This is a genomic window from Sphaerospermopsis sp. FACHB-1194, assembly GCF_014696235.1.
GTDB lineage: Bacteria > Cyanobacteriota > Cyanobacteriia > Cyanobacteriales > Nostocaceae > Sphaerospermopsis > Sphaerospermopsis kisseleviana.
Genome location: NZ_JACJPU010000015.1, coordinates 1 through 24371 on the forward strand (window position 1 = coordinate 1; position 24371 = coordinate 24371).

The window sequence follows — 24371 nt, forward strand, 5'->3', positions numbered from 1 at the left end:
CCGGAAAAAGTGTGCATTTTTTGGGATTTCAAGAGATGGCAAAGAAATTTTCAAATCTCCTCCTGACTCCTGACTCCTGACTCCTGACTCCTATGCCCTCACGGAAAGACTTTCTCAGCAACCCCTATTTATGTTCAATCTAATGGATATTTACCAATTAAAGAATATCGTCATAATTATCCAACCGAAAGAGCAAATGTTGTAGCTGAAGTCCAGTTTACTTGGCGACAAGTAAAAAAAATCGCAATTCCTATTAATCTAACAGTAGATGACGCAACAACTGATGCCGCTATTAACAGATTTACCACTCAAGCAGTTGATGGTTATGATTTGCTGATGCTTGAAGCTATTAGCAAAGCAGGAGCAGGAACAGTTAAGATTATTACTGATGATATGGATTATAGTGTTGTTCCAGGTATTCAGGTGTTTACTAGCAACAAATATGTCATTCAAGATGCTGCTATTCAGAAGAAGTTAGTAGTGCGCTAATTATAAATTAGGTTTACCTACCCAACATTTTATCCCTTAAATGCTTGATGCGATCGCGCAATTTTGCAGCTTCTTCAAACTCCATCTTTTTCGCTGCTTCTTTCATCTGTTTTTCCAACACAGTAATTAACTCTGGAATATCCTCCAAAGCAAATTCATCAATATGTTCATCAACCACTTTTAAATCACTCGCATTCAACCGTCGGGAAACATCCAAAAATGATAAAATTGCATTACTTGATTTCTTAACAATGGGTTTTGGAGTAATTCCGTGCAGTTTATTATAAGCCATTTGAATACCCCGTCTTCGATCAGTTTCTTCAATCGCTTTAATCATACTATCCGTCAAATTATCAGCATACATAATTGCCTTACCGTTGATATGACGCGCTGCACGGCCAATAGTTTGAATTAACGAACGTTCTGCACGCAAGAAACCTTCTTTATCTGCATCCATAATAGCCACCAAAGAAACCTCTGGTAAGTCCAAACCTTCCCGCAATAAATTCACCCCTACCAAAACATCAAACTTCCCATTTCTTAAATCTTGTAAAATTTCAATTCTTTGAATAGAATTAATCTCAGAATGTAAATATCTAACTTTTATTCCTCTCTCTTCCAAATATTCTGTTAAATCTTCCGCCATTCTTTTAGTTAACGTAGTAATTAAAACCCGTTCTTTTTTATCAACTCTATCCTTAATTTCTCCTAATAAATCATCAACTTGACCTTCCGTGGGACGAACAAATATTTGTGGATCAACTACTCCAGTAGGTCTAATTACTTGTTCTACAATCTTATCTTCAGAAACTTCAATTTCCCAACTTCCAGGAGTTGCAGAAACGAAAATACATTGATTAACCTTTTGCCAAAATTCCTCAGCTTTTAAAGGACGGTTATCAGCAGCACTAGGAAGACGAAAACCATGATCAATTAAAACTTTTTTCCGTGCTTGATCACCGTTGTACATTCCGCGAATTTGTGGTACTGTAACGTGAGATTCATCAATTACTAATAACCAATCTTTGGGAAAATAATCAATTAAACATTCTGGTGGTTCTCCCGCTTGTCTCCCTGCTAAATGACGAGAATAATTTTCTACACCGTTACAATATCCCACTTCTCTTAACATTTCAAGATCATAACGAGTCCGTTGATCTATTCTTTGTGCTTCTACTAATTTTCCTAATTCTTCTAATTTTAATTTCTGTGATTTTAATTCCGCAGCGATATCAGCACAAGCAATTTCTAAACGTTCTTCTGGGGTGACAAAGTGACGCGCAGGATAAATATTGACTTTTTCTAAACTGCTGAGAATTTCTCCAGTGATAGGATCAATATAACGTATTGCGTCAATTTCATCGCCGAAAAATTCAATTCTAATTATTCTATCTTCGTAAGCTGGCCCAATTTCTAAAACATCACCACGAACGCGAAATTTACCTCTTCCCATTTCTACATCATTGCGGCTATATTGCACAGATGTTAAATCTCTTAAAACTTGCCTTTGGTCAACTTCCATACCTATTTCTAGTTTAATTGCGGCTTTGAGGTATTCTGCGGGCATCCCTAAACCGTAAATACAACTAATGGAAGCAACAACAATTACATCACGCCTTTCAAACAGAGAACGAGTTGCAGAATGTCGCAGCATATCTATTTCATCATTGATCGCTGCGGTTTTTTCGATGTAGGTATCAGTGACGGGAATATAAGCTTCTGGTTGGTAATAGTCGTAATAGCTAACAAAATACTCGACTGCGTTATGGGGGAAAAATTCCCGTAACTCGTTACATAACTGGGCTGCTAGGGTTTTATTATGTGCCAGAACTAGGGTAGGTTTACCAACTTTTTCAATAACTGCGGCGATAGAAAACGTCTTACCCGTTCCCGTAGCACCGAGTAAAGTTTGATAACGATTACTCGCTTGGATGGTTTTCAAAAGTTGAGCGATCGCCTGTGGTTGATCACCTGTTGGAGTAAAAGGAGCTTGCAGATTAAATTCCATGATCACTGTTTCGTTAAATCTACCCTTTCCTATAGTAGCGACATCCTATATGGTCTACCATTTCTTGCGTAGGGGTAATTCATGAATTACCCCTACTTCTGTTCTACGCTGCGTCAGTCCTCAAGAGGTCGGGGATCTGAAAGCAATCAAGATTTAGCAATACTTGTTTACATAAATTAATAGTTTAAGTTTACTTATGTATCACTTTTGAAGAAACTTATATATATGGGTTGTTTTTTAGAGTTAAACTCTACATATATTAGGAAAAAATACCTTTCCTTAATTATTGTAAAATTCACGTAACCAGCTAGATGCGTTAGTTTACAAAGCATCTTAGCAGCAAAGGAGATAAAAAAGTGGAAGAAAATAACCAAGGTAATACAGAACAAGCTTCTCAAGGAACAATTGTAGTCGCTGGGGAGCGTCCTATTGGTAGCAGTGGGTTACAAGTTGCAGGAACAGTATCAATTGCTGGTTTACGTCCTATCAGTACAAGTAGCTTACAAGTAGTTGAAACATATAATGCAATGGGTATTCGTCCCATTGGTGCCAATACCTTCAGCGTTGTAAACAGTATCAACTTATCCGGAAATCGTCCCATCGGTTCTAGTGCGTTGGTAGTTTCCGAAAACTATTCAATTTTTGGTAATCGTCCAGTAGCATCAAATACAATTGATGACTCTGATATTTTGATGGGTTTTCTAGACTAATTTACCAAAATTATCCTCATACTTTTATCAATTGATAATTGACAATTGACAATTGATAATTGTTTCATTCAAGACTTCCGCCGTGAGCGTCAGCCATACGGTTTAAAAGCTCCCCTTTCCAGGGGAAAAAACCAAAAAAAATCCGCTTTTTCAATCCTCTTCCTTGAAGAGAGAGGTCATTTTCAATTTTTCCCAGTCTTATTCATAAACTGGGATTTTTTATGGGAAAAATGCCAAAATCAAGAATCAGAATATTTGCTTATTTAGGGTTTGCTGAATAAACCTAAAACCTTGATATATCAAAGGTTAGAGGCTGATAAACACAGAAATTAGTGCAAGGGTTTTGAAGGGTATACCGGAAAAAGTGTGCATTTTTGGGGATTTCAAGAGATGGCAAAGAAATTTTCAAATCTCCTCCTGACTCCTGACTCCTGACTCCTGACTCCTGACTCCTATGCCCTCACGGAAAGACTTTCTCAGCAACCCCTATTTATTCCTTTTTGTATAGATATTTAACATCAACTGTATACCTGATGGTGGAAGTAATCAGCCTATATTACCGCTAGTGTGGAATAGTAATTGCAAACAAATAGGACAACAAATGACTTTAGAAGAAAGAGCAAAAGCTACAGCAAAAAATATTGAAGGTAAAGCACAAGAAGCATTAGGAAACGTTACTGGAGATCCAGAAGATAAAACAGAAGGTAAAGCTAAACAAGCAGAAAGCGAAGTACGTCACGCTGTAGAAGATGTCAAAGATAACGTCAAGAAAAAGCTTGATTAATAGTTCGTAGTTGCGATTTATCCCTATAGGTTCGTAGTTAGGGTTTGCTGAATAAACCTAAAACCTTGATATATCAAAGGTTAGAGGCTGATAAACACAGAAATTAGTGCAAGGGTTTTGAAGGGTATACCGGAAAAAGTGTGCATTTTTTGGGATTTCAAGAGATGGCAAAGAAATTTTCAAATCTCCTCCTGACTCCTGACTCCTGACTCCTGACTCCTATGCCATCACGGAAAGACTTTCTCAGCAACCCCTAGTTAGCGATTTATCGCTAAATTCCCATATTTTTTAGGGCTAAAGCCCTAACTACGAACCTTCCTGAAAATAGGACTTAAAAATAGGACTTAAATTTTTATTTGTCTGAGGAGAAAAATTATGAATCTAATTCAGGAGAGTCGTAAAATTTTGACTGCTTTTGTCTTGATTTTAATATTAACTTTAACCTCTGCTTGTGGTGGGGGAAGAGTTGCAGAAGTTGATCGCTCAACGACTCCAGCGGTGGGAAGAGATGTGACTTATGCTGAATTAGAACGTGGTAATACTCCCGCAGGGCAAAATTTTGGTAATTGGGTTGTACAAACTTCTAAGGGGTTAATTACTGATGCTTATGTGCGAGATAATAATAAGCTAGGTGTGGTTATTTCTCCTCAAGTTAGTCCTAATGAAGTGCGTCCTTTAGCGAGTTCTTTGGTACAAGGTTTTAGAAAGAATTTTCCTAATCAGGATGTGAAGGTTTTGGTATATAGTCCTGATAAAAAACTAATTTTGACTGCTGATTATGTTGCTCAGACTAATCAAATTAGGTATAGCTAGGGTTTGCTGAATAAACCTAAAACCTTGATATATCAAAGGTTAGAGGCTGATAAACACAGAAATTAGTGCAAGGGTTTTGAAGGGTATACCGGAAAAAGTGTGCATTTTTTGGGATTTCAAGAGATGGCAAAGAAATTTTCAAATCTTCTCCTGACTCCTGACTCCTGACTCCTGACTCCTATGCCCTCACGGAAAGACTTTCTCAGCAACCCCTAGCTAGGAGGATTGTTTTTCAAATATTAGGAAATTAAAAACCCTAAAATATAGGAGATAATTAAAGTGAGAAGTAGTGAAGAATATAGACGTAATATTTTACAAGATTTGGCGCAGGGAAATGTAGAATCTTTGGATAATCCCAACGCCATGACAACGGATGAGTACGAAACCTTTGATGATTTTGCTCAACGCACAACCAAGGATCAAAGAAGACATTTATTTAATCAATCTTTGCATCCAGAACGTATCCCTCCCAGTCAAATGGATCCGGAATTACAAAAGGCCATTTCTCAAATTAAACCGAATGAAAGAGATGATGTTGCAAGAGCATTTTTCAAACAATTAAAGGAACGAGGACTGGATGAGAAAAGGTTAGAACAGCAGTTAAATCTTTCTACCCATCACCCTAACCGCATGACTGCTGATGATGTGAGTACGCTTGCATCTTTTACTTATCATAATCATCCTGATGTTTTCCGTGATGTGTTAGCAGAACAACCAGGAATTATTAAGTTTTTGAGTAATCCTATTGTGGCAGGAATTATCGGTATTGCGGCGGCTAAATGGTTGGGTGGTCGGAAGTAAGGTTTATGGGTAAAGATTTCAATCCTTACATCTTACAACATACTCGATTAGCTTCCTGAACCGCCTGGGAATTAATTCCCAGTCTTTTCTCTCTGTTCTTGAGATATATAATAGTTGATTAAAAAACATAAAATTGATTACCCAGTCCCCAGTCCCCAGTCCCCAGTCACCAGTCCCCAGTCCCCAGTCACCAGTCCCCAGTCCCCAGTCCCCAGTCACCAGTCCCCAGTCCCCAGTCACCAGTCACCAGTCCCCAGTCCCCAGTCCCCAGTCCCCAGTCCCCAGTCCCCAGTCACCAGTCCCCAGTCCCCAGTCACCTACTCGTTTGGTGGTAAACCATACATGGAACGATATAGACTATCGTACTGTTTAGCAGATTCATACCAACTAAAGTTTTGATTCATACCCCGTTGTTGTAATTCTTGCCATTGGGGTTTGTAACGGAAACCTTCCCAAGCCCGAATCATACAGGTAAATAGGTCTAAAGGTTCATAGCGGTCAAAGCAATAACCTGTACCTGCGGTATTTACGGGGTCGTGGTGGGTGACAGTATCAACTAATCCCCCTGTACGGCGGACGATAGGAACAGAACCATAACGTAAAGCCATCATTTGACTGATACCGCAAGGTTCAAAACGACTTGGCATTAAGAAAGCATCAGTACCGGCATAGATGCGACGGGAAAGAGCATCATTATATAAAAGGTAGGTGGCCATTCTGCCAGGATAGCGGGATGCTAACTGCCACATTTGGGTTTCATAATAGCGATCGCCTGTTCCCAACAACACAAATTGAGCATCTGTATAAGCCATAAAGCGGTCAAGAATTTGGATCACCAAATCTAAACCCTTTTGTTCTACCAACCGGCTCACCATACCCATTAAAAAGGCACTAGAATTAACTTCTAATCCCATTTCTTCTTGCAAGGCAATTTTGTTAGCTTTGCGTTTATCTAAGGTATCGGTAGTAAAAGTTTGATTAATGTATTTATCAGTTGCCGGATCATAAACATCCGTATCTATACCGTTAATAATCCCTGATAACTTGCCACTAATAAAAGACAATAAACCTTCGATTTCTTCACCGTAAGCAGGAGTTTTGATTTGTTCTGCATAGGTGGGGGAAACTGTATTTACCCTGTCAGCAAACTGCACCGCTGCGGCCATAGTGTTGTGTCCTTGCATATACCAGGGACACCAAGTAATTTTCCGTAAATACCATTCCCAAGGTCCTTGATAGGCAAGGTTATGAATAGTAAACACAGTGGTAATATCTGGATCTTGGTGCATCCATACCGGAATCATCCCTGTATGCCAGTCGTGACAGTGGATAATTTCCGGTTTCCAATAATTCCAGGCAAATTCCGCCGCACCGTTAGCAAATAAAGTGAAACGCCAATCTTCATCTTCTCCGGCATAAATACGACGGGGTGAAAAAGCAGGATGTCCAAATAAATACAAAGGAACATCAGTTCCAGGGAGGACACTTTCATAAACTGAAAAGTCCTGGAACATGGCAAAGCCTTTCCAAATTGGCTCTTTGGGAATTTCCATCTTATCTGGCAGAAAGCCATAATAAGGCAGGAATATCCGTACATCATGCCCCATTTGTCTGAGAACTTTTGGTAATGCACCGACAACATCACCCATTCCACCTACTTTGGCAATGGGAGCAGCTTCCGCTGCAACAAATAAAATTCGCATAATTATTGGTAATTGGTAATTGGTAATTGGTAATTGGTAATTGGTAATTGGTAATTGGTAATTGGTAATTGGTAATTGGTAAAGATAAAATTGATTACCCAGTCACCAGTCACCAGTCCCCATTCCCTTTATGATCCGCGTTTAATCTCGGTGAAGATTTCTTCTAAAATTTCAGTTGCACCTTGTTGACGTAAGGTATTGGCTAGTTGTGTTCCCAGTTGTTCTGCATCTTTGGCTAAACCAGTAACGGTATCTTTTACCAGTTTTTGACCATCTACACTAGCTACAATACCAGTTAGTGTTAAATTATCACCATTGATTTCTGTGTTGACACCAATGGGAACTTGACAACCCCCTTCTAAAGAGCGCAGAAAAGATCGTTCTGCTAAACAGCGATCGCGTGTTTGGGGATGTTGAATAGCTTTGAGAATGGTGATTAGTTCAGCATCATCAGCACGGCATTCTATACCTAAAGCACCCTGGCCAACTGCGTGCAGGGAAATATCAGGGGGTAAAATTTGGTGAATGCGATCGCTCATTTCCAATCTTTCTAAACCAGCTACGGCTAAAATCAAAGCGTCATATTCACCCGCATCCAACTTAGCCATGCGTGTGTTCAGATTTCCCCGCACATCTTTAAAGGTAAAATGGGGGAATTTATGGCGTAGTTGTGCCAGTCTTCTTAAAGAAGATGTACCAATCACCGCACCTGCTGGTAAAGTTTCCAGAGTTTGTCCTTTGTATTGCTCATGGAATACTACCGCATCGGCTGGATTTTCCCGTTCTGTAATTGCTGCTAGTGCCAAACCTTCTGGTAAGTTGGTAGGCAAATCTTTAAGGGAATGAACGGCAAAATCAATACTTTTCTCGATCATTCCCAGTTCGAGTTCCTTGGTAAATAATCCTTTGTCACCAATTTTAGCTAATGCTACATCCAGGATTTTGTCGCCTTGGGTAGACATGGTATGGACTTCAAAATTGATATCAGGATAACTTTTCTGAAGTTGCTCTCTTACCCAGTATGTTTGAACTAGAGCTAGTTGGCTTTTACGTGAACCAATACGAATAGTGCGTGGAGGGCTAGAAACTGAAGTCATAAAACAATTTGTCAAACCAGGCGATAAATTCACATTGATCTAGACTACCGCAGCAAGTGACTTACCGGATGGAATCACTCTCTTTACATTCGGTTACATTTTTCTTATATCAACAGCGGCTACCAGTTTGATAAAACGTTATGTATAACGTTATGTATATTTTTACATATTTTATTTTTCCGCATCTACCTATATGCAGATTTTTTTTAGATACTACAACAAAGATTGATGAGGACTATCTCAATCAAAGAAAAAACAACCGCAGCAACACTAAAAAATCTCTGAAAATTTCTTCCCTTTCTGTCCTTTGCGCCCTTTGTGGTTCAATCATATCAAGTCTCAGATCATTTTATTTATTTCGTGAGATCAAAATAAATTTACACATTAAATTTACACATTGAGAAATTATAGTTTAGGTAAAGGAATAGGAAACAGGAAAATAAATTGTAGTAAATCATCAACCAAAGTAGTCTTGAGAGAGAAGTTGAAATTTTCAAGATATGCTAATATTCAATAATGAACAATGAACAATTGACCATTACTGAAACAATTATCAATTATCAATTATCAATTATCAATTATCAATTATCAATTATCTCTATGATTCGTTCTGCTTGTTTAATTTTTAACCCAGTTGCCGGTCAAGGTGATCCAGACTTTGAATTAGAGCAAATTAGGTCAATATTAGAACCAGAAATTGATTTAGATATTTATCTCACCACTGAAGAAGTTGATGCTGATGAACTCGCACGTGCAGCAGTAGAAAGGGGAGTAGAAGCGATCATTGTTTCTGGGGGAGATGGGACATTATCAGCAGCAGCGGAAGCAGTAGTTAATACTGATATACCTTTTGGGATTATTTCACGAGGAACAGCAAACGCTTTTGCCGCAGCATTAAATATTCCTAATACAATTGCCGCAGCTTGTCAAACCATTTTACAAGGTAAAACTCGCACAGTAGATGTTGCTTATTGTCATGATCATCCAATGATATTATTAGCAGGTATTGGCTTTGAAGCAGAAACTGTAGAAAAAGCAGATCGAGAAACTAAAAATCGTTTTGGGATGATAGCTTATATCTTAGCTGGTATTCAAGAACTGGGAAATTTACAAAGATTTGCTGTGGAAATTGAAACAGAAGATAAGATCATTCAAACTCTTGCATCAGCGGTGACGGTAGCAAATGCAGCACCTCCAACTTCTGTTTTAGCTCAAGGACCTTCCGGGATTATTTATGATGATGGATTATTAGATTTAACAATAGTAGCTCCAGAAACTAAAACAGGTGCGATCGCTGCCACATTTCATTTATTCCAAACTGCTGCTACAGGTACACCAGTGAAAAGAGATGATATTGGTTATTTGCGAGCTAAACAATTTAAAATCACCACAAAACCACCGCAAAAAGTAGTTATAGATGGGGAAATAGTAGGTACAACTCCTGTAGAAATTAAATGTATCCCAGCAGGGTTAACGGTTTTTGTTCCTTATGTAAAAGAAGAAATTCCCACAGAAAAATTAGATGGTTTACCTAACCTAACTGTAGAAATAAAAGAGGAATCTACATAAAAAGTCAGGAGTCAGGAGTCTTAGGGGCAAAGCATTCGGGCGAATAATTATCAATTTTTATCACAATTTTATGGTATAGGGCAAAAAAATAAAAAATTTTAGATTTTAGATTTTAGATTTTAGATTTTAGATTGTGCTAAATGAAAACAATCCAAAATCCAAAATCTAAAATCCCAAATTCAGAACTTCTGACTTCTGAATTATTAACCTATGATTAACCTAAAAGTTGTTGTTTGAATGCACTAACTTTGTGGGATAATTCTTGTCGAGTTTCCGCTTTCAGGAGATAACGGAAGACAAACCACATAGCATAGAATATGCCAATTAGCTCAAAAATGGGAGCTAATAAAGGCACACCATTAACAGCATCTAAAACGGAGATCGCCACCTTAACCGTAACAAAGGCAGACAAAATTAACACAATTGTTAAGATAGCTTGCTGATTTTTAGCAAAAAAACTACCCACATAATTTGGTAGTTGATCTAATAAGTCAACTATTTGTGAGCTAATTCGTTGCCATTGACTGTTAGGCGCTTTAGCTGGTTGCAGTTTAGGCAAATTTCCAGTTTCTGCACCTTCAAGAGATAATACCCCTGGTGGTGAAACGGAAGTAGCAGAGTCTTGCTGTTGTTGAGTTTCCATAATGTTTGCCATTTGGCACAACAGTGTTGATAAGTGACTGGACGTAAATCAATATAACAGTCTTGACTCAGAATACCAAGTCAAAAATATTTCAGTTTGTATCTTGATTACTGAGGATTGACCAGAAAAACTTATTTCAGTCCATCAACTTAGAGATATTAACAGATATTAATTGTGAGCAGTTTTACCTTCCTGGTTGTGCGACTGTTGCATTAACAATTACATTTCTCACTCCATTAATTTCTTTAGCCAAAGGTTCAATTTTAGCTAACTGATCCTGATTATTTACAGTCCCTGATACAGTAACAGTACCATCATCGGTAGCTTTAACTGTTAATGCACCACCAGGAATATTAGCTTCTAACTTAGAACGGACTTCACTAGCTAAGTCTGCTGCTGTTCTTTCTGTACGATCAGTAGTTAGCAGATTTCGTTCTTCACGAGCGCGAATATCAGCGTTGAGTTGTCTTCTGCGAAGTTCACTTTGAGCGTCTTCTTTAGCTTCTTGTCTGGTTTCTGCTGCTGGACTGACTGGAACTTCTCCTTCTCCCGGTTCAGGTGCAGTCACAGTTGTTTTAGCGGTATTATCACAAGCAGCACTAAAAAGTAAAAGTGAACCTATTAAGAATGAAGTTAACTTTTTCATTGGTTTATTGTTTGATTTTGATATAGCAAAATTCAGGAGGCAGGAGCAAAATTTAAACTGTTAATTTTATTGCTCCTCAAATGTGGTGAAACTAATGGGAATTAAACTGTTTTTTGGCGATGGTCAATAATAATTACTGGTGCTTCTCCAGCAAAATCACCATGAACGGTTTCTGTAGGTTTGACAGTTTCAAAACTGCGTTGATGTTCACTCGGTTGATATTCGTTGACATCACGGGCATCATAAATATCAAATTCTTCAATTCCCAAACCTTTGAGGATAGTTTCAGCCTGGTGAATTTGTACTTGAGTACCATCAACAATGATTAAATAATGACCTCTTTGGAAGCGATCGCTATAAACTCGCGCTCTTTCTTCAGGAATACCTAAACCAATTAACCCCCCTGCAATACCTCCCACTGCTGCACCGACAACACCACCGGTTAAGGTTGTGGCTAAAGCAGTTGCTACCGCACCACCAGCCATGACAGGTCCAACTCCAGGAATTGCTAAAGTTCCCAAACCAACTAATAAACCACCTATACCACCAATTGCACCACCTGTAGCAGCACCGGCTTTTAGTCCTTCATCTGCTTTATTACCCTCTAAATTCCTTTTTTCACTGTTGTCTGTGTCTTTAGCAATAAGGGAAACTTGGTTCATGGGAAAACCAGCATTTCTCAAGTCTCTGAGTGCTGTTTCTGCATCACGACGATGGGAAAATACACCAACTGCTCTTTTAGTAGTTTGTAAAGGTGCTGGCGAAGGTGCTTTTACATGACCATTTGCTTCGTAAACTTGCCATTGTTTAATTCCATGTCGGTTGAGAATAGTTGCAGCCCGGTGAATATCGGTATCTGTACCACCAGCGATAATGATATAGTCTCCTTGATGGATGCGTTCGTTGTAAAACTGAGTTTGATGATCGGGAATATTAAAACGAGTAGACTCAAAGCGATCGCTCCAATGAACACCCCCAAAAGCATCTCTGTGTTGACGTTCTCTGTGTATTAAAGCAATTTGGTTCAAGGGAAAACCTGCATTTCTTAAATCATTAATAGCAGTTTCCGCATCTTGCAGCAGTGAAAAATAGCCAATTGCATATTTAAGAACAGTCGTTTCTCTATGAACAGTTGTTTCTTTAGGAACAGTCGTCTCTCTAGGAACAGTTGTTTCTTTAAGAACAGTTGTTTCTTTAGGAACAGTTGTTTCTCTAGGAACAGTTACATCCTGATGAACAACTTCTGTAGTTGGTTGTTTACCATCCGGTTGATCATAAACTTCAAATTCTTCTATTCGCCAATGATGCAGAATTTCTTTAGCTCTAGCAATTTCCGCATCTGTGCCATCAATAATGACTAAATATTCTCCTCTCTGTACTCTATCATGATAAATTTTGGCTTTTTCTTCGGGAATTCCTAAACCAATTAACGCACCAATTAAACCTCCCGCCGCGGCACCAATACCAGCACCAGCAAGGGTTGTTATTAAAGCTGTAGCTGTAGCACCAGCCAACATAATTGGACCGACTCCGGGAATAGCTAACGTTCCTAGTCCTACTAATAAACCAGTTATACCACCTAAAACACCACCAGAAATTGCCCCAATTGTTGCACCTTCTTCCGCCTGATCACCAACTTTCTCACGGACTTGATGACCAGCAATTTCTTCATTTTCGTGATGTCTAGCGATAACAGAAACTCTTTCCATTGGAAAGCCTGAATGTCTCAATTCATGTAGCGCCTGTTCAGCATCATGGCGATCTGGAAATACGCCTACAGCACGCCTATCTATACCTATAACCATGCTTTATATTCCTCCAACAGCAAAACAGAAATCTTTTGATATTCCTGTTATTTTTGAATGACTTTAAGGCCATAACTCTATTACTACGTTTTTGAATGCAAGTATCATCAATCTCTTGGATGAAGTTATATTTATGCCATTGGTTATAAGAAAATCGAGTGAGCCGTGGTATTACCTGCACAAATAGCTAAACCAGAAGACTTTTATACTTGGGGTGTAGCAGCAGCAGAAAAAGGTAATCTCAAACAGGCTATTGATTATTTTAGTCAAGCGATCGCTCTCAAACCAGACTATGCAGGTGCTTATTTATCCCGTGGTGTAGCTATTTAGGGGTTGCTGAGAAAGTCTTTCCGTGAGGGCATAGGAGTCAGGAGTCAGGAGTCAGGAGTCAGGAGTCAGGAGTCAGGAGTCAGGAGTCAGGAGTCAGGAGTCAGGAGTCAGGAGTCAGGAGGAGATTTGAAAATTTCTTTGCCATCTCTTGAAATCCCCAAAAATGCACACTTTTTCCGGTATACCCTTCAAAACCCTTGCACTAATTTCTGTGTTTATCAGCCTCTAACCTTTGATATATCAAGGTTTTAGGTTTATTCAGCAAACCCTATTTACTAAGTAATCCCTAAATATTCACACCTATTAATTGAAATGCCTGTTTAATATTTGCGGATAGTTGCAATCTTGGGGACGTTGCAGACAAGGTATATAATTTGATAGCTTGACTATAAGCAGATAACATTTCTCTGCTATTTTCTATTTCCCCATCTTGATTTTTAATATTCATTAATACCCAACCTAGATTATGATATGCTTCTGCATAATTGCCATTACATTTAATGGCTTTTTCTAGATATAACTTAGCCTGATTCCATACTCCTATTTGGGCGTATAAAGTACCAAGACGAAAGTAAGGAAAGGCTAGGGGTGGGAATGTTTGTAAATAATTTTCATATATTTGAATAGCACTTTGATAGTTTTTTAAATTCTCTTGAGTAATCCCATAATTAAGTAATACCCAACCAGGAATAGATGTTTGATGAGATGTTTGATGGGCAGCTTTTTCAAAACTGATAAGTGCATCTTGCCATAAGTATTGATTCCCTTGTTTCCAACCTTTTAAACCCCAAGCTATACTACTATTAGGTACTTGGTGAATAAATTCTGCAATTCTTCTATCTACATCATTAGCTTGTTTAGTGACAACGGCTTTTTCTAAAGCAATAATTAAATAAGGATATAAACTATTTTGTAAGTTAGTTTGTAATTGCTTTTCATGATGATTTAGCTGATTTTGTACTTGATTATTTACTTGATTATTTACTTGATTATTTAATTTAAATATTGCTTGAGTAGCTTTACGGATCGCTAACTTCCATTGTTGTTGCTGTACATATATCCATGATTGCAAACTTAAAGCAAAAGTACAATCTGGTTGGATTTTTAATACTGTATCTATGGTTTTTTCGGCTGCTGCTAAATTACCAGATTTAGCTAATGCCCACGCATAATTAGCTTGTATCCAAGTTTCATTAGGAGATAAATTAACAGCTATTTGTAAATTTTTTACCGCTTCTTGCCAATTGTTTCGACGGCAATTAATCAATCCTAAAACTCCGTATCCTCTGCCATCATTTGCTTGTAATTTAATGGCATTTTGAGCATCTATTTCTGCTTCTTGTTCATCAATATATATTTGTAATAATGCTAGTTCTACGGCTGCTTCCCCGTTTTCTGGTTCAACTGACAAATATTTTTGATATGCTTGGACTGCATCATTTAATTTACCTTGTTTTACTAATTCTTTAGCCCGTTGATGTTGGGGAGAAATAAATTTACCTTGGAGTGCCGCTATTAATTCATTAGCAGTTTGAAATCTATCTTCTATTCTAAATTGCATTCCTGTTAATATGACTTTTTCCATTAAAAGACTTAAATCAGGGCGGAGTTGTCGCGGTGCAATTAATGGATCTACTAATGTTACTAATGTATTTAAGGCACTGTTTTGTAAAAATGCACTAGCCCTTTCTGTGGCTTCTGTGGGTAATTTTCCCGTGAGTAATTCATACATTGATGCACATAAAGCATAAATATCAGTACCAGGGAATCGTTTACCTTTTTGAATATATTGTTCATAGGGTGCATATCCCGGTGTTAAAATTCTAGTCATATCTCCAGTTTGACCGGCTATAAATTCTCTGGCTGCACCAAAATCAATTAATACCGCTTGATCTGGATCTACAATGATAATATTTTCGGGTTTGATATCTCGATGTAATAAATTATGACTGTGAATTACTTTTAAAGCTTCAGCAATTTGCAGAAAATAATTTTTAACTCGATTTTCTGCTAATATTCCTTCTGTTGCTAATATCTGATCTAAGGATTTACCAACCAGTAATTCCATGATCATGTATGCAGTGTTATTTTCTAAGAAATACTCATAAATTTTAGCGATATTTGGATGTACACATTGTTGTAAATAGTTGGCTTCTATTTGGAATCTTTGCAGTTGTTCTTGACGCTGTACGGGAGTAATTGACATTGGCCACAAAACTGTATTACCTTGTCTGGCTGCATTTTCTGGCCATAGTTCTTTGATGGCAACTTTTGCGGAATTTTGTAAATATGTTGCCGCATAAGTAATACCAAATCCACCTTGTCCTAAGACATTTTCTATTCTATATCTACCATTGCCAATTAATGTTCCTGGGGATAAATGCAGATTTGATGTAGGGGAATGGGGGGTTAAAGGTGTACCGCAAGCAATACAAATAGTAGCATGATCTACATTATCAGTGAGACAGGTGGGGCATTGCATAGATGTTAATGAGTAATGGGTGATTGGTGATTGGTGATTGGTGATTAACTAAAGATAACTAACTAAACATTGTATTGCTAACAGGGTAGCATTATCAGATGCACCTCGTTCTAATACTTGGTTAATAGTAGCATTTACGGCTGTTTGTAAATTTGATTGATTGGTGAAATTTTCCGCTAGTTCAGTTTGAGAAACTAAGTCCCAAACACCATCGGAACATAGTAAAATGATATCTTGATCTGCTAATTTCATTGTTAATTCTGAGGTTGTTTGTCTTAAATCTTGAACGTAATCATGGCTTAATCTCTTTTTTCCGCCGATGGATTTGGTGAGGACGTTTCTATCTGGATGTGTGGTAATTTCGGCTTCTGTAATTTGTCCACTAGCTAATAATATGGCAACGAGGGAATGATCTTGACTCAGTTGTTTTATTTCTCCTTGACGTAGTAAATAAATGCGACTATCGCCCACATGACTGATCATCAATTGTTGGGATATGGCAAAAATTACGCTGAGGGTTGTTCCTCCTTCTTTAACTTGGTTGGATACTGTTTCATTTGCTTGTGTAAATAAGGAGGTTAACCATTCTTGATATTGTTCTTTGGTTTGATTTGTTGGAGGTATGGGTGTTTCTAATATGGTTTTAATTGCTAATTTACTGGCTAATTCTCCTTGGGACATTCCTCCCATACCATCAGCGATCGCAGCTAAAATTATAGTTTCTTGACCACTGTTTTTTTGTTGTTTAATTCCATAGTTATCTTCATTCTTCAGGCGGTTTATTGATAATCCTACAGTAGACAAACTGGCTACTTCCCAAGTAATATCTGGTATGCTAATTTCTTGACGGGTATTAACTAATATTGTTAATAATTGTTCTAATGTAAATCTTTCTTCCGGGATGGGAGATAAGCAAATCTTCAGGATTTGATACAGGTGAGGAATGGGTTTGATTTGTATTTCTATAGTGGGATCGTTAGGTAGATTTTGGTTGTGAATTATATGATATAATAATCCTGCTACTGTGTAACTACTCATTGTTTCTTGAATAGGATATTTACAGTATGCTAATTCAGGGGCGCAATAGTTTCCCATTAAGCCAATATTGAGATTTTCACCGACAGGATAGGCGCTAGTTAAATCAAAGAATTGGATGGGTGTTCCTATTTGCATAAATTGGGGTATTATATTAATAATACACCATTTTCTTTGATGTAAATAGCGGAATAATTGACAGATTTGGCTGGTAATTAATAATGATTTTTCTAGGGTATGTTCGGTTTGTAGCCAAGTTTCTAAGGTTTGATTTTCGTGGGGAAGGTAGGTTAATAGTAGGAGTTTTTGATTGGATGTGTTGGTGATGATTTCAGTTTCTGGATAATATTCATCTGCTAAATATTCCTCTTCTAAAGTTTCATCTGCTAAATATTCATCTGCTAAAGTTTCTGTTTTGAAAATTTCTGATTGTGTATCTATTTCTGTGTTATCAGCAATTGGTAAATGAGAAACTTGAATATTTATATGATCTTCTATGGTGTGCGCTAGGAGTGGAGAAATTAATTTATAATCTCCTAATTGGTTTCTTAATTCTAATTCTCGGTTGAGGGCGCTGTCAGTTCCACCTATTCTGAGTAACCCTGGTTTTTCAGCAGCTATGATGTTAACTTGAAAGTAATCAATCTCAGGTGTGATTTGTCCTAAGTAGGAGATGATTTCTATTTGCAGGTTTTGGATTTGACAACAGATGTTTTCTTGAATTATTAATGGCGATGGATTTGTAATTTCACTCATTTTTTTTCACGCGCCAGACGCAGAGTTACAAAGAGAATAAGAATAAATACCCGATTTTTAGGTTATTAAATTTTGCGGGTATTTAGGTGGTATTTTTAGGGGGTATTTTTAGGTGGTATTTAGTTTTAAGCTGTTACACAGCTAAATTGTATAATCCTAATATTCTGAACTCTTGTTTAACAGGCAAGATGCCTGTTCCACTTATACAAATTAAATGCACAACAGCTTAACTTGAAAAAGGAAGTTTGATTTTTCATATTTTTCATAAGGTTTGAAATAGAAATCTAACTTTACCAAATGCTATTTCATCACCAGAGTTTAAGGGGGTGGGTATGGTAATTCTGGAACTAAAGCGCGTTTGTCCTTGGGATTTGATAAATATACCATTGGTAGAACCTAAATCTTTGACTTTCCATGTTCCTAGTTCATGATAAATTTCGCCATGATTACGAGATACTGTTTCTCCTCCAAAAAATGTTTCTAAATCTATATCTACTGGTCCAACGTCAGGATCAAATATACCTACTATGGCGTTATTCTCTATGAGAAATTCTGGAATGGGGGCGTTAATTTGTTTGCATATTATTTTAGCATTGGTGGATGTATTTGTAGTGAATGTATTAGTAATTATGGGATAGTTAGGTTGTGGTAGGGGTGGTTGAATGACTGTAGGTGCTACGCTTGGTTCTATGATTGGTGAGGGTTTGATTGGTGAGGGTGTGATTGGTGAGGGTGTGATTGGTGAGGGTGTGATTGGTGGGGGTGTGATTGGTGGGGGTATGATGATAGTTTGCAGTTCTGAACCGCAAGCGTTACAAAATTCTGAGTTGTCTGGGTTTTGATCATAGCCACAAGCTGTACAAGTAATCATGGTTTTTTCTCCTGAATTTCAATTATTAATTGTTTTCGTGCAAGGTTTTACAGCCACCCCTAACTCTGAATTAGGAATTATCAATTATCAATTATCAATTATCAATTACTATGTTCCTGTGAGTTTTCGCATTTCTTCTTCTGATGGCATTTCATTAATATCGTCACCCATTTTCACGGTTTTACCTTTTGCACCCATTTTGACTGTTTTCCGAGTTCCTGGTGAGATTTTTCGGGTTTTACGCAGTTCTGCTTGGGCGTTATTTAAGGATTCTGTCATGTCTGTGTTGCCGATTTTAACTGTCATCCGTCGGGCTGTTTCTAATATCTGTTCGGCTTTTTCTGGGTCTTTTTCTGCTATTCTAGTAGCTTGATCAACTAAGTTAGATATGTTGCATTGTTGTACATAATCCATGACTTCTTTATTAACTTGGGCTACATTTTGTTCTCCGGGAATAAATTGAATAATTAGGTTTTGTGGTGGTAGTTCACCACGGATTTTTTGCCCAGGAATGTCATACGTTAATCCTAGTTGGGCAATACGTACACGAGAGGCGGGGCGGTTATTAATGGTAAATTCTAAAATAAATATGGTTTCGTCATTAGCGATCGCATTTCCTAATGGATAAGGATCTTGATTGAGAGGAAATTCTGCTTGGGTAGGATAAGCACGAACTACGCGGGTTAGTTCTACTCCTTTGACTGTTTTTACTGTTAAGGCTAAATTGGTGATAACTTCTTGTTGGGCTTGGCTATATTCAGCGATGATTTTATGAGGTAAATCTAAAATTGATGTTTCTGTACCTTTGGCAATTCCTGGTACTATATATAGTAATGTTCCTCCTGTAAAATCGCTAAGATGAGTCAGTAAATCTTCGTTAAATTCTTCCCCTACTCCTAAGGCTGTAATTGGTATATTATTAGTGGCTAAATTATTAGCAATTGACCGACATTGATCTTCATCAAATGTTTGTCCATCGGTAAATAATAGGATACGTTTGACTGTCATTTGTTGTTCACTTAACAAATCAAATGCACTCCGTAATCCTAAACCCATGCGTGTACCACCGGAAAATTCTCTCAGGTTGTTAATGGCGGTTTCTAGTTTTTGGACTTCTGTAGCACTGGTTAACCCAATAATTTGGGAAGCATTATCATCAAATTGGACTATGGCAATGCGATCGCTTGTTGTTAATTTTCCTGAATTTACTAATGCTAACAAGGATTCAATCACTATATCTATTTTTGATTTTCCCCCTGTGACTTGTTCATATTGTTTCCCATCTTGTTGATAAGTAATACCTGTAGGTTTGACATCTCCTGCTACTACTTCATACATTGATCCACTGGTGTCAATCACAAAGGTAAATGTGGTAGGTGGGCGACTTGTAGCTACATCTTTAATGGGACGTAATTTCAACATCACAAATAATTTTTGTGCTGTGCTGTCTGCTGGCATAAATTCCCGATGGGGAGTAATATTAACGTTAATAGCGTTCTGCATTTTTATGTCCTAATTGAATGATTATTGAATGATTATTGAATAATTAAATAAACATGATTACACAAAATTCAAAGGTGGTAACATCCCAAATTGTGGTTCTATATCTGATATATCTGGGTTAATAATTTTCGGGGTTTCTTGATTGCCGGTTTCTTGTAATTTGTCAATGTTCTCCTCTATCAATAATCTTAAATTGAGAGTTAGGGAACTAAATCTATAACCCTCTTTAATATCTTCTATCCAGGTTTGAATAATGTTATTAAGTTGGTGATCCTTGATTGCTGATAAGCTGAGATTTTGTAATGTTGTACGGATAGTTTCTTTTATGGTGGGAGTAAAAACCTGTTCTGGTGTATCTTCTTGCATGGGGTTTAAATCTAGGGTGTATTCATACCTTTCGTTGGAGTTTTGGATTTTGAGGTAAAATGTATATTTAACCATTATTAGTTAACTATTGATTAGCGGTTTTATCCTTGACTTCTATGGTAATTTGTCCTAGTTTACGAGTATCTCCAATCTTTAAATCTTGAGTTGTTTTCTTCATTTTTTTCATCATCGCATATTCTTGATTAAATTCCATAATAATATTTTCTCCTTCTTTGAAGATTTTAGCAGTAATTGGTGTAAATCCATCAGCAGAATTTACAGGAATTTCCACATTTAAAGATGTACCAATTAAAATTGGTTTTGTTCCTAATAAATATGTTGTTTTTTCGGTGGGTGTCCAATGTACCAATAAATATGGTGCTGATGCTAATTGTTTTTGTTCTATCCACGCTATCATTAAACCAATAAAAAATCCCAGGATAGATGCACCGGATAACCGCCCCAAAATATCACCGAAAATACTAGCAGTAATTAAAAAACCACTAGCACCAATTCCCCCGCCAATTGTTCCTCCTATTAAGGCATTTTTGAGGTTTAAATTAGGAACGAAAAATTTTGTACCTCCTCCTACTAACGCTCCTAAAATTACCCAGCCAGCAATTCTACCAACTTCTAATAATGCTATATTAGATAGAGGTGAAAATATTAAAAATAATAATTGTCCTGTTGTACCTGCTATTGTTCCTGCTATTAAACTACCACTGACGGCAATAATTCCTTTTTTTGTTGTTAATAAAGGTAAACGCATATAGCGGTTTTGTCCCATAATTAAAGCTAGGGATATTCCCATTGCTAAAAATGCTGTCCAACCACTCATACGTAATAATAAATCACCAATACTATAGTTTTCTCTAGAATTAGACTCAACTAATTGTTGATAAATTACAGCTTCTGCGTTGCGAAATGCTTGATCAAATTGACCGGAATTAGCATAAAATACTAAAGAGCGATCGCCTGTAATTTGAGTTAAATAATTAATATCCGCGTCTCCAGTAGCGACTGCAATTAATTTTATTCCTGCGTTTCTAGTTGCTAAGGCTGAATTATAAGCAAAATTGGGATCATCTGGTATACCATCGGTAAATAAAATGATATTATTATTGATGTTCTGATTTAATGTAGTTGTTTGTAATTCTCCTAAAGCTGCATCCATACCTTGAGCCATTGGTGTAGAACCATCTTCTGATAAACTACTAATGGCATTATTTAAAGTGTTAATGTCGTTTGTCAGAGGAGTAACAGTTTTAACGTCTATACCAAAATTGACGACTGCTATTTGATCCGTCTGTAAATTACGACGTTCTATAAATTTACTAGCTGCGGTTTTGACTTCTGTTAATTTGCCATCACTCATACTTGAGGATGTGTCAATTAACAAAACTATTGCTTGGGGTTCGTTTTGGGTAGGTGTATCAGATTTAGTTAAGGCTAAAAATGGTTCTCCTAATAAAATTGCTGCTGTCAAACATCCGCCAGCGCCGTATATTGCAAATAGTAGAGGTTTGTTGTTTTTTAAGCGATTAAGTAGATTAAAAGTTGTCATGGATTTAATTCAGATATTGTATTGGGACTATTTAGCATTTTTTCGTAAACTAAACGCGAGATTTCTGGAAATAAAGTTTTATCTTGAAAAAAACTTGGGTCATCTCCAAAAACAACTAATATATATTTACATTTTCCATCAGGACTAATTATGATAGCTGCGTCGTTACGAGTTTTAGAGTTCCAGCCCATTTTTGAATAAAACTCAACATCTTCAGGTAGTCCCTGACCCAAAAAACCCTCAATAGCATTAAATTGTTTATTTTTCCAAGCTGCTGGCGCTAAATCTCTTTTCATTAATTTTTTCATTTTTCTACTATATTGTTTAGAAATTGATTTTTCGGTATATATTTCATATAATAATCTTGCTACATCATAAGATGTAGTATAATTGCGAATAGGGTTTGTTTCACTACGACGAATTTGTAAATCTCTGCCTACAGGTCCATCATTTTTTTTATAAGAAGTAGGAAACACTTTTTGGCTGATATTAATTATATAATAACCAGCATCTTGAAAAAATAAGTTCATGGCTAAACGCTTTTGCAGCCAGTCTTGTAACTCTTCATCTGATAGAGATTTACCTGATTCTGTTCCTGAGATTTTATCTACAATCACACTAGAAGATTCGTTATCTGAATCCTGAATCATTTTCTTTACATCTTTATCAGAAATGATTCCTTGTTGTAACTGATTACTGTTGTAATTTCCATACAAATAAACCATCCAAAATAATTTTACTACACTTGCAGTAAATCTAGGTTCTTTTGATAAATACCCAGAATAAGTAGGAAATTCTGGCTGATTTATTTGTAATAAACTAACAGATAGTTTATCACTCGGCAAACCTTTATTTTCTACATAATTTACAATTTGATTAACTATGTTGTCTAGATTTTCATTACTTTTAAATTCTGGAGACTTGACATTATAAACTAGACTAGCATATTTATTTGGTAGATTTTCTAAATTATAATCATCAGGTTGAATCAATCTTGTTTCGTTCAGTCCTATACTTGGTGGTGTAAATTGTATAGTATTTTCCATTATTAATGGAGAAGTAGTTGACATTTGTTCTGTTTTTTCTGTTGTTTTTTCTATTGTTTTTTCTGTTATATTTTCCTTTGATAAAGAAACAGGAATTTGACTCTTACTAAAAGGCACAGAAATCTCATTTTTACCACTAATACTAGGATTAGAAGTAACATCTAGTTGAACTGTAGGTAGAGATTTTTCAGATTGATTCGCAATCAATTTATTAACAATAATTATTAACAAGGAAATAGGTAACAAGAAAAGGAAAATCAACCTTTTCAATAATACTTTTTTATTGACTTTATATTTTTTGATCCGAGTTTTATTATTCATCTTGCTACCTTCCTATAATCATAAATTTTCCAAGTTCCGTTTTCTTTTTCAAAAACGTAGATAAAATTATTAGTGTAAGATCCTGAATTTTGTCTATCAATTCCTCTTTTACCGTATAAATACAGTTCCTCGGATACTCTAACTTTTATGTAAGGTAATTTTCCCGAATTAGAAAAATCAATAACTCTTTGTATTTCTGAAGAATTGTATTTGTAATAAGCATCATTTTCTTCTAACCACGCTACTGGTCCATCAGGTTTAGTTGTAAATGTATGTAGTTTTCCTGTTGCTAATTGATCTACCAAGCTAGTATCAAAAGGAGGTCCAAATATCTGAGGTTTTGCTGCATACCATCTTTGGACTAATTCTAATGCTTCTTCTTGAGAAATATCATGTTGTGGCTGTACAGGTGTAGGAGTATATTCAGGTGTAGGAGTATATTCAGGTGTAGGAGTATATTCAGGTGTAGGAGTATATTCAGGTGTATTAGCTCTAGTAGTATTAGGTCTAGCAGTATATTTAAGTGTAGGACTAGATTCAGGTGTAGGAGTATATTCAGGTGTAGGACTAGATACCGCAGTTTCTAAATTTCCTAAACTTATTTTTAAATCAAAAGTTTTTACCCCTTGGGGTGCAGCTACTTGAATAATATATTTACCATTTTTAGGCAATTCTCCACCGTCGATAATTTCATTATTTGGAGTAAACACCCAAAGACAAATATCCGCATCAGTGCTGTAATTTAATTTTTGTCCTGTGGTTGCTGTAAAAGTATATCCAATATGTTTATTAACACTAACTTGACCAGATTTCGTAATTGTATTTTCATCTAATGCAACTGCTTCTACATCTTTTCCAGTTAGGGAAACTGTAGGTTTATCACCACAACCAGAGGAGGTAACAACATTATTCTGAAAAATAGAGTTAAGTGGATTTACGTTTGTTTGACAACCAAGGATAGATAGACAGGTACAACACACAATTAACTTTTTGATCATATCATGTAGTTTCCCTAAAATTATTTTTTCA

General features: G+C 36.7%; 23 protein-coding genes and 1 pseudogene. 10 read left to right on the forward strand and 14 right to left on the reverse strand.

Annotated features, from left to right (window positions below; genetic code table 11):
• Nucleotides 1–336 precede the first annotated feature (336 nt).
• Nucleotides 337–489, forward strand: coding sequence for a hypothetical protein (locus H6F45_RS10930; protein WP_190347181.1), 153 nt, complete (start codon nucleotides 337–339; stop codon nucleotides 487–489).
• A 13-nt stretch (nucleotides 490–502) separates the two neighbouring features.
• Here the strand turns inward: H6F45_RS10930 and uvrB are convergent, their stop codons facing one another.
• Nucleotides 503–2500, reverse strand: coding sequence for an excinuclease ABC subunit UvrB (gene uvrB / locus H6F45_RS10935; RefSeq protein ID WP_347237726.1), 1998 nt, complete (start codon nucleotides 2498–2500; stop codon nucleotides 503–505).
• 353 nt (nucleotides 2501–2853) lie between these two features.
• Between uvrB and H6F45_RS10940 the strand changes: the two genes are divergently transcribed.
• The 6 genes from H6F45_RS10940 to H6F45_RS10965 all read left to right on the forward strand — a co-directional run bounded on the left by H6F45_RS10940 (nucleotide 2854) and on the right by H6F45_RS10965 (nucleotide 5978).
• Nucleotides 2854–3207: a hypothetical protein gene (locus H6F45_RS10940; RefSeq protein WP_096565459.1), complete on the forward strand. Its 354-nt coding sequence runs from the start codon at nucleotides 2854–2856 to the stop codon at nucleotides 3205–3207.
• 45 nt (nucleotides 3208–3252) lie between these two features.
• Nucleotides 3253–3474 carry a hypothetical protein gene (locus tag H6F45_RS10945; protein ID WP_190347183.1) on the forward strand — a complete coding sequence of 74 codons (222 nt, stop codon included), beginning with the start codon at nucleotides 3253–3255 and terminating at the stop codon, nucleotides 3472–3474.
• A gap of 334 nt (nucleotides 3475–3808) precedes the next feature.
• Nucleotides 3809–3991, forward strand: a complete 183-nt coding sequence (locus H6F45_RS10950) for a CsbD family protein (protein ID WP_096572553.1) — start codon at nucleotides 3809–3811, stop codon at nucleotides 3989–3991.
• Between the two features lie 375 nt (nucleotides 3992–4366).
• A complete protein-coding gene (locus H6F45_RS10955) occupies nucleotides 4367–4804 on the forward strand; it encodes a hypothetical protein (protein ID WP_137669267.1) in 438 nt (145 codons plus the stop codon).
• Between the two features lie 279 nt (nucleotides 4805–5083).
• Nucleotides 5084–5605, forward strand: a complete 522-nt coding sequence (locus tag H6F45_RS10960; protein WP_096565455.1) for a hypothetical protein — start codon at nucleotides 5084–5086, stop codon at nucleotides 5603–5605.
• 133 nt (nucleotides 5606–5738) lie between these two features.
• A complete protein-coding gene (locus H6F45_RS10965) occupies nucleotides 5739–5978 on the forward strand; it encodes a hypothetical protein (protein WP_190347184.1) in 240 nt (79 codons plus the stop codon).
• On the opposite strand, the gene glgA is transcribed toward H6F45_RS10965, so the two are convergent.
• The gene (glgA, locus tag H6F45_RS10970; protein ID WP_096565451.1) at nucleotides 5923–7308 is read right to left on the reverse strand and encodes a glycogen synthase GlgA; all 1386 of its coding nucleotides are present in this window, start codon (nucleotides 7306–7308) and stop codon (nucleotides 5923–5925) included. The two genes, H6F45_RS10965 and glgA, sit on opposite strands and share 56 nt — an antisense overlap.
• Nucleotides 7309–7436: 128 nt before the next feature.
• Nucleotides 7437–8405 carry a hydroxymethylbilane synthase gene (gene hemC / locus H6F45_RS10975; RefSeq protein WP_096565449.1) on the reverse strand — a complete coding sequence of 323 codons (969 nt, stop codon included), beginning with the start codon at nucleotides 8403–8405 and terminating at the stop codon, nucleotides 7437–7439.
• Nucleotides 8406–9005: 600 nt separating this feature from the next.
• Here hemC and H6F45_RS10980 point away from each other — a divergent pair.
• Nucleotides 9006–9974: a YegS/Rv2252/BmrU family lipid kinase gene (locus H6F45_RS10980; protein ID WP_096565447.1), complete on the forward strand. Its 969-nt coding sequence runs from the start codon at nucleotides 9006–9008 to the stop codon at nucleotides 9972–9974.
• A 214-nt stretch (nucleotides 9975–10188) separates the two neighbouring features.
• Here H6F45_RS10980 and H6F45_RS10985 read toward each other — a convergent pair whose 3' ends face one another.
• The 3 genes from H6F45_RS10985 to H6F45_RS10995 form a co-directional block, all read right to left on the reverse strand.
• Nucleotides 10189–10629 (reverse strand): CAAD domain-containing protein, encoded by a 441-nt coding sequence (locus H6F45_RS10985; RefSeq protein WP_096565445.1) that lies wholly within the window; start codon nucleotides 10627–10629, stop codon nucleotides 10189–10191.
• Between the two features lie 172 nt (nucleotides 10630–10801).
• Nucleotides 10802–11263 (reverse strand): BON domain-containing protein, encoded by a 462-nt coding sequence (locus H6F45_RS10990; protein ID WP_096565443.1) that lies wholly within the window; start codon nucleotides 11261–11263, stop codon nucleotides 10802–10804.
• A 101-nt stretch (nucleotides 11264–11364) separates the two neighbouring features.
• Nucleotides 11365–13068, reverse strand: coding sequence for a histidine kinase (locus tag H6F45_RS10995; RefSeq protein WP_190347185.1), 1704 nt, complete (start codon nucleotides 13066–13068; stop codon nucleotides 11365–11367).
• Between the two features lie 171 nt (nucleotides 13069–13239).
• On the opposite strand from H6F45_RS10995, the pseudogene H6F45_RS11000 reads away from it, so the two are divergent.
• Both H6F45_RS11000 and H6F45_RS11005 read left to right on the forward strand, forming a co-directional pair.
• Nucleotides 13240–13392 (forward strand): annotated as a pseudogene (locus tag H6F45_RS11000) (tetratricopeptide repeat protein); the annotation flags it as partial.
• A gap of 9 nt (nucleotides 13393–13401) precedes the next feature.
• Complete coding sequence (locus H6F45_RS11005; protein ID WP_190347186.1) at nucleotides 13402–13650, forward strand: hypothetical protein; 249 nt, start codon at nucleotides 13402–13404, stop codon at nucleotides 13648–13650.
• Nucleotides 13651–13684: 34 nt separating this feature from the next.
• Here the strand turns inward: H6F45_RS11005 and H6F45_RS11010 are convergent, their stop codons facing one another.
• From H6F45_RS11010 to H6F45_RS11045, 8 genes are all read right to left on the reverse strand, one after another.
• Nucleotides 13685–15880 carry a serine/threonine-protein kinase gene (locus tag H6F45_RS11010; protein ID WP_190347187.1) on the reverse strand — a complete coding sequence of 732 codons (2196 nt, stop codon included), beginning with the start codon at nucleotides 15878–15880 and terminating at the stop codon, nucleotides 13685–13687.
• Between the two features lie 48 nt (nucleotides 15881–15928).
• Complete coding sequence (locus H6F45_RS11015; RefSeq protein WP_190347188.1) at nucleotides 15929–17671, reverse strand: protein phosphatase 2C domain-containing protein; 1743 nt, start codon at nucleotides 17669–17671, stop codon at nucleotides 15929–15931.
• Nucleotides 17672–17933: 262 nt separating this feature from the next.
• Entirely contained in the window at nucleotides 17934–18542 is a 609-nt protein-coding gene (locus H6F45_RS11020) for an FHA domain-containing protein (RefSeq protein ID WP_190347189.1), read from the reverse strand.
• 108 nt (nucleotides 18543–18650) lie between these two features.
• Complete coding sequence (locus H6F45_RS11025; protein WP_190347190.1) at nucleotides 18651–20045, reverse strand: VWA domain-containing protein; 1395 nt, start codon at nucleotides 20043–20045, stop codon at nucleotides 18651–18653.
• Between the two features lie 57 nt (nucleotides 20046–20102).
• Entirely contained in the window at nucleotides 20103–20486 is a 384-nt protein-coding gene (locus H6F45_RS11030) for a hypothetical protein (RefSeq protein WP_096565431.1), read from the reverse strand.
• Nucleotides 20487–20496: 10 nt separating this feature from the next.
• Nucleotides 20497–21975 carry a vWA domain-containing protein gene (locus H6F45_RS11035; RefSeq protein ID WP_190347191.1) on the reverse strand — a complete coding sequence of 493 codons (1479 nt, stop codon included), beginning with the start codon at nucleotides 21973–21975 and terminating at the stop codon, nucleotides 20497–20499.
• Nucleotides 21972–23342: a serine hydrolase gene (locus tag H6F45_RS11040; protein WP_137666797.1), complete on the reverse strand. Its 1371-nt coding sequence runs from the start codon at nucleotides 23340–23342 to the stop codon at nucleotides 21972–21974. Before H6F45_RS11040 ends, H6F45_RS11035 begins: the two co-directional genes overlap by 4 nt.
• Complete coding sequence (locus H6F45_RS11045) at nucleotides 23339–24340, reverse strand: ARC6/PARC6 family protein (RefSeq protein WP_199301798.1); 1002 nt, start codon at nucleotides 24338–24340, stop codon at nucleotides 23339–23341. The genes H6F45_RS11040 and H6F45_RS11045 overlap by 4 nt, the downstream gene beginning before the upstream one ends.
• Nucleotides 24341–24371 lie beyond the last annotated feature (31 nt).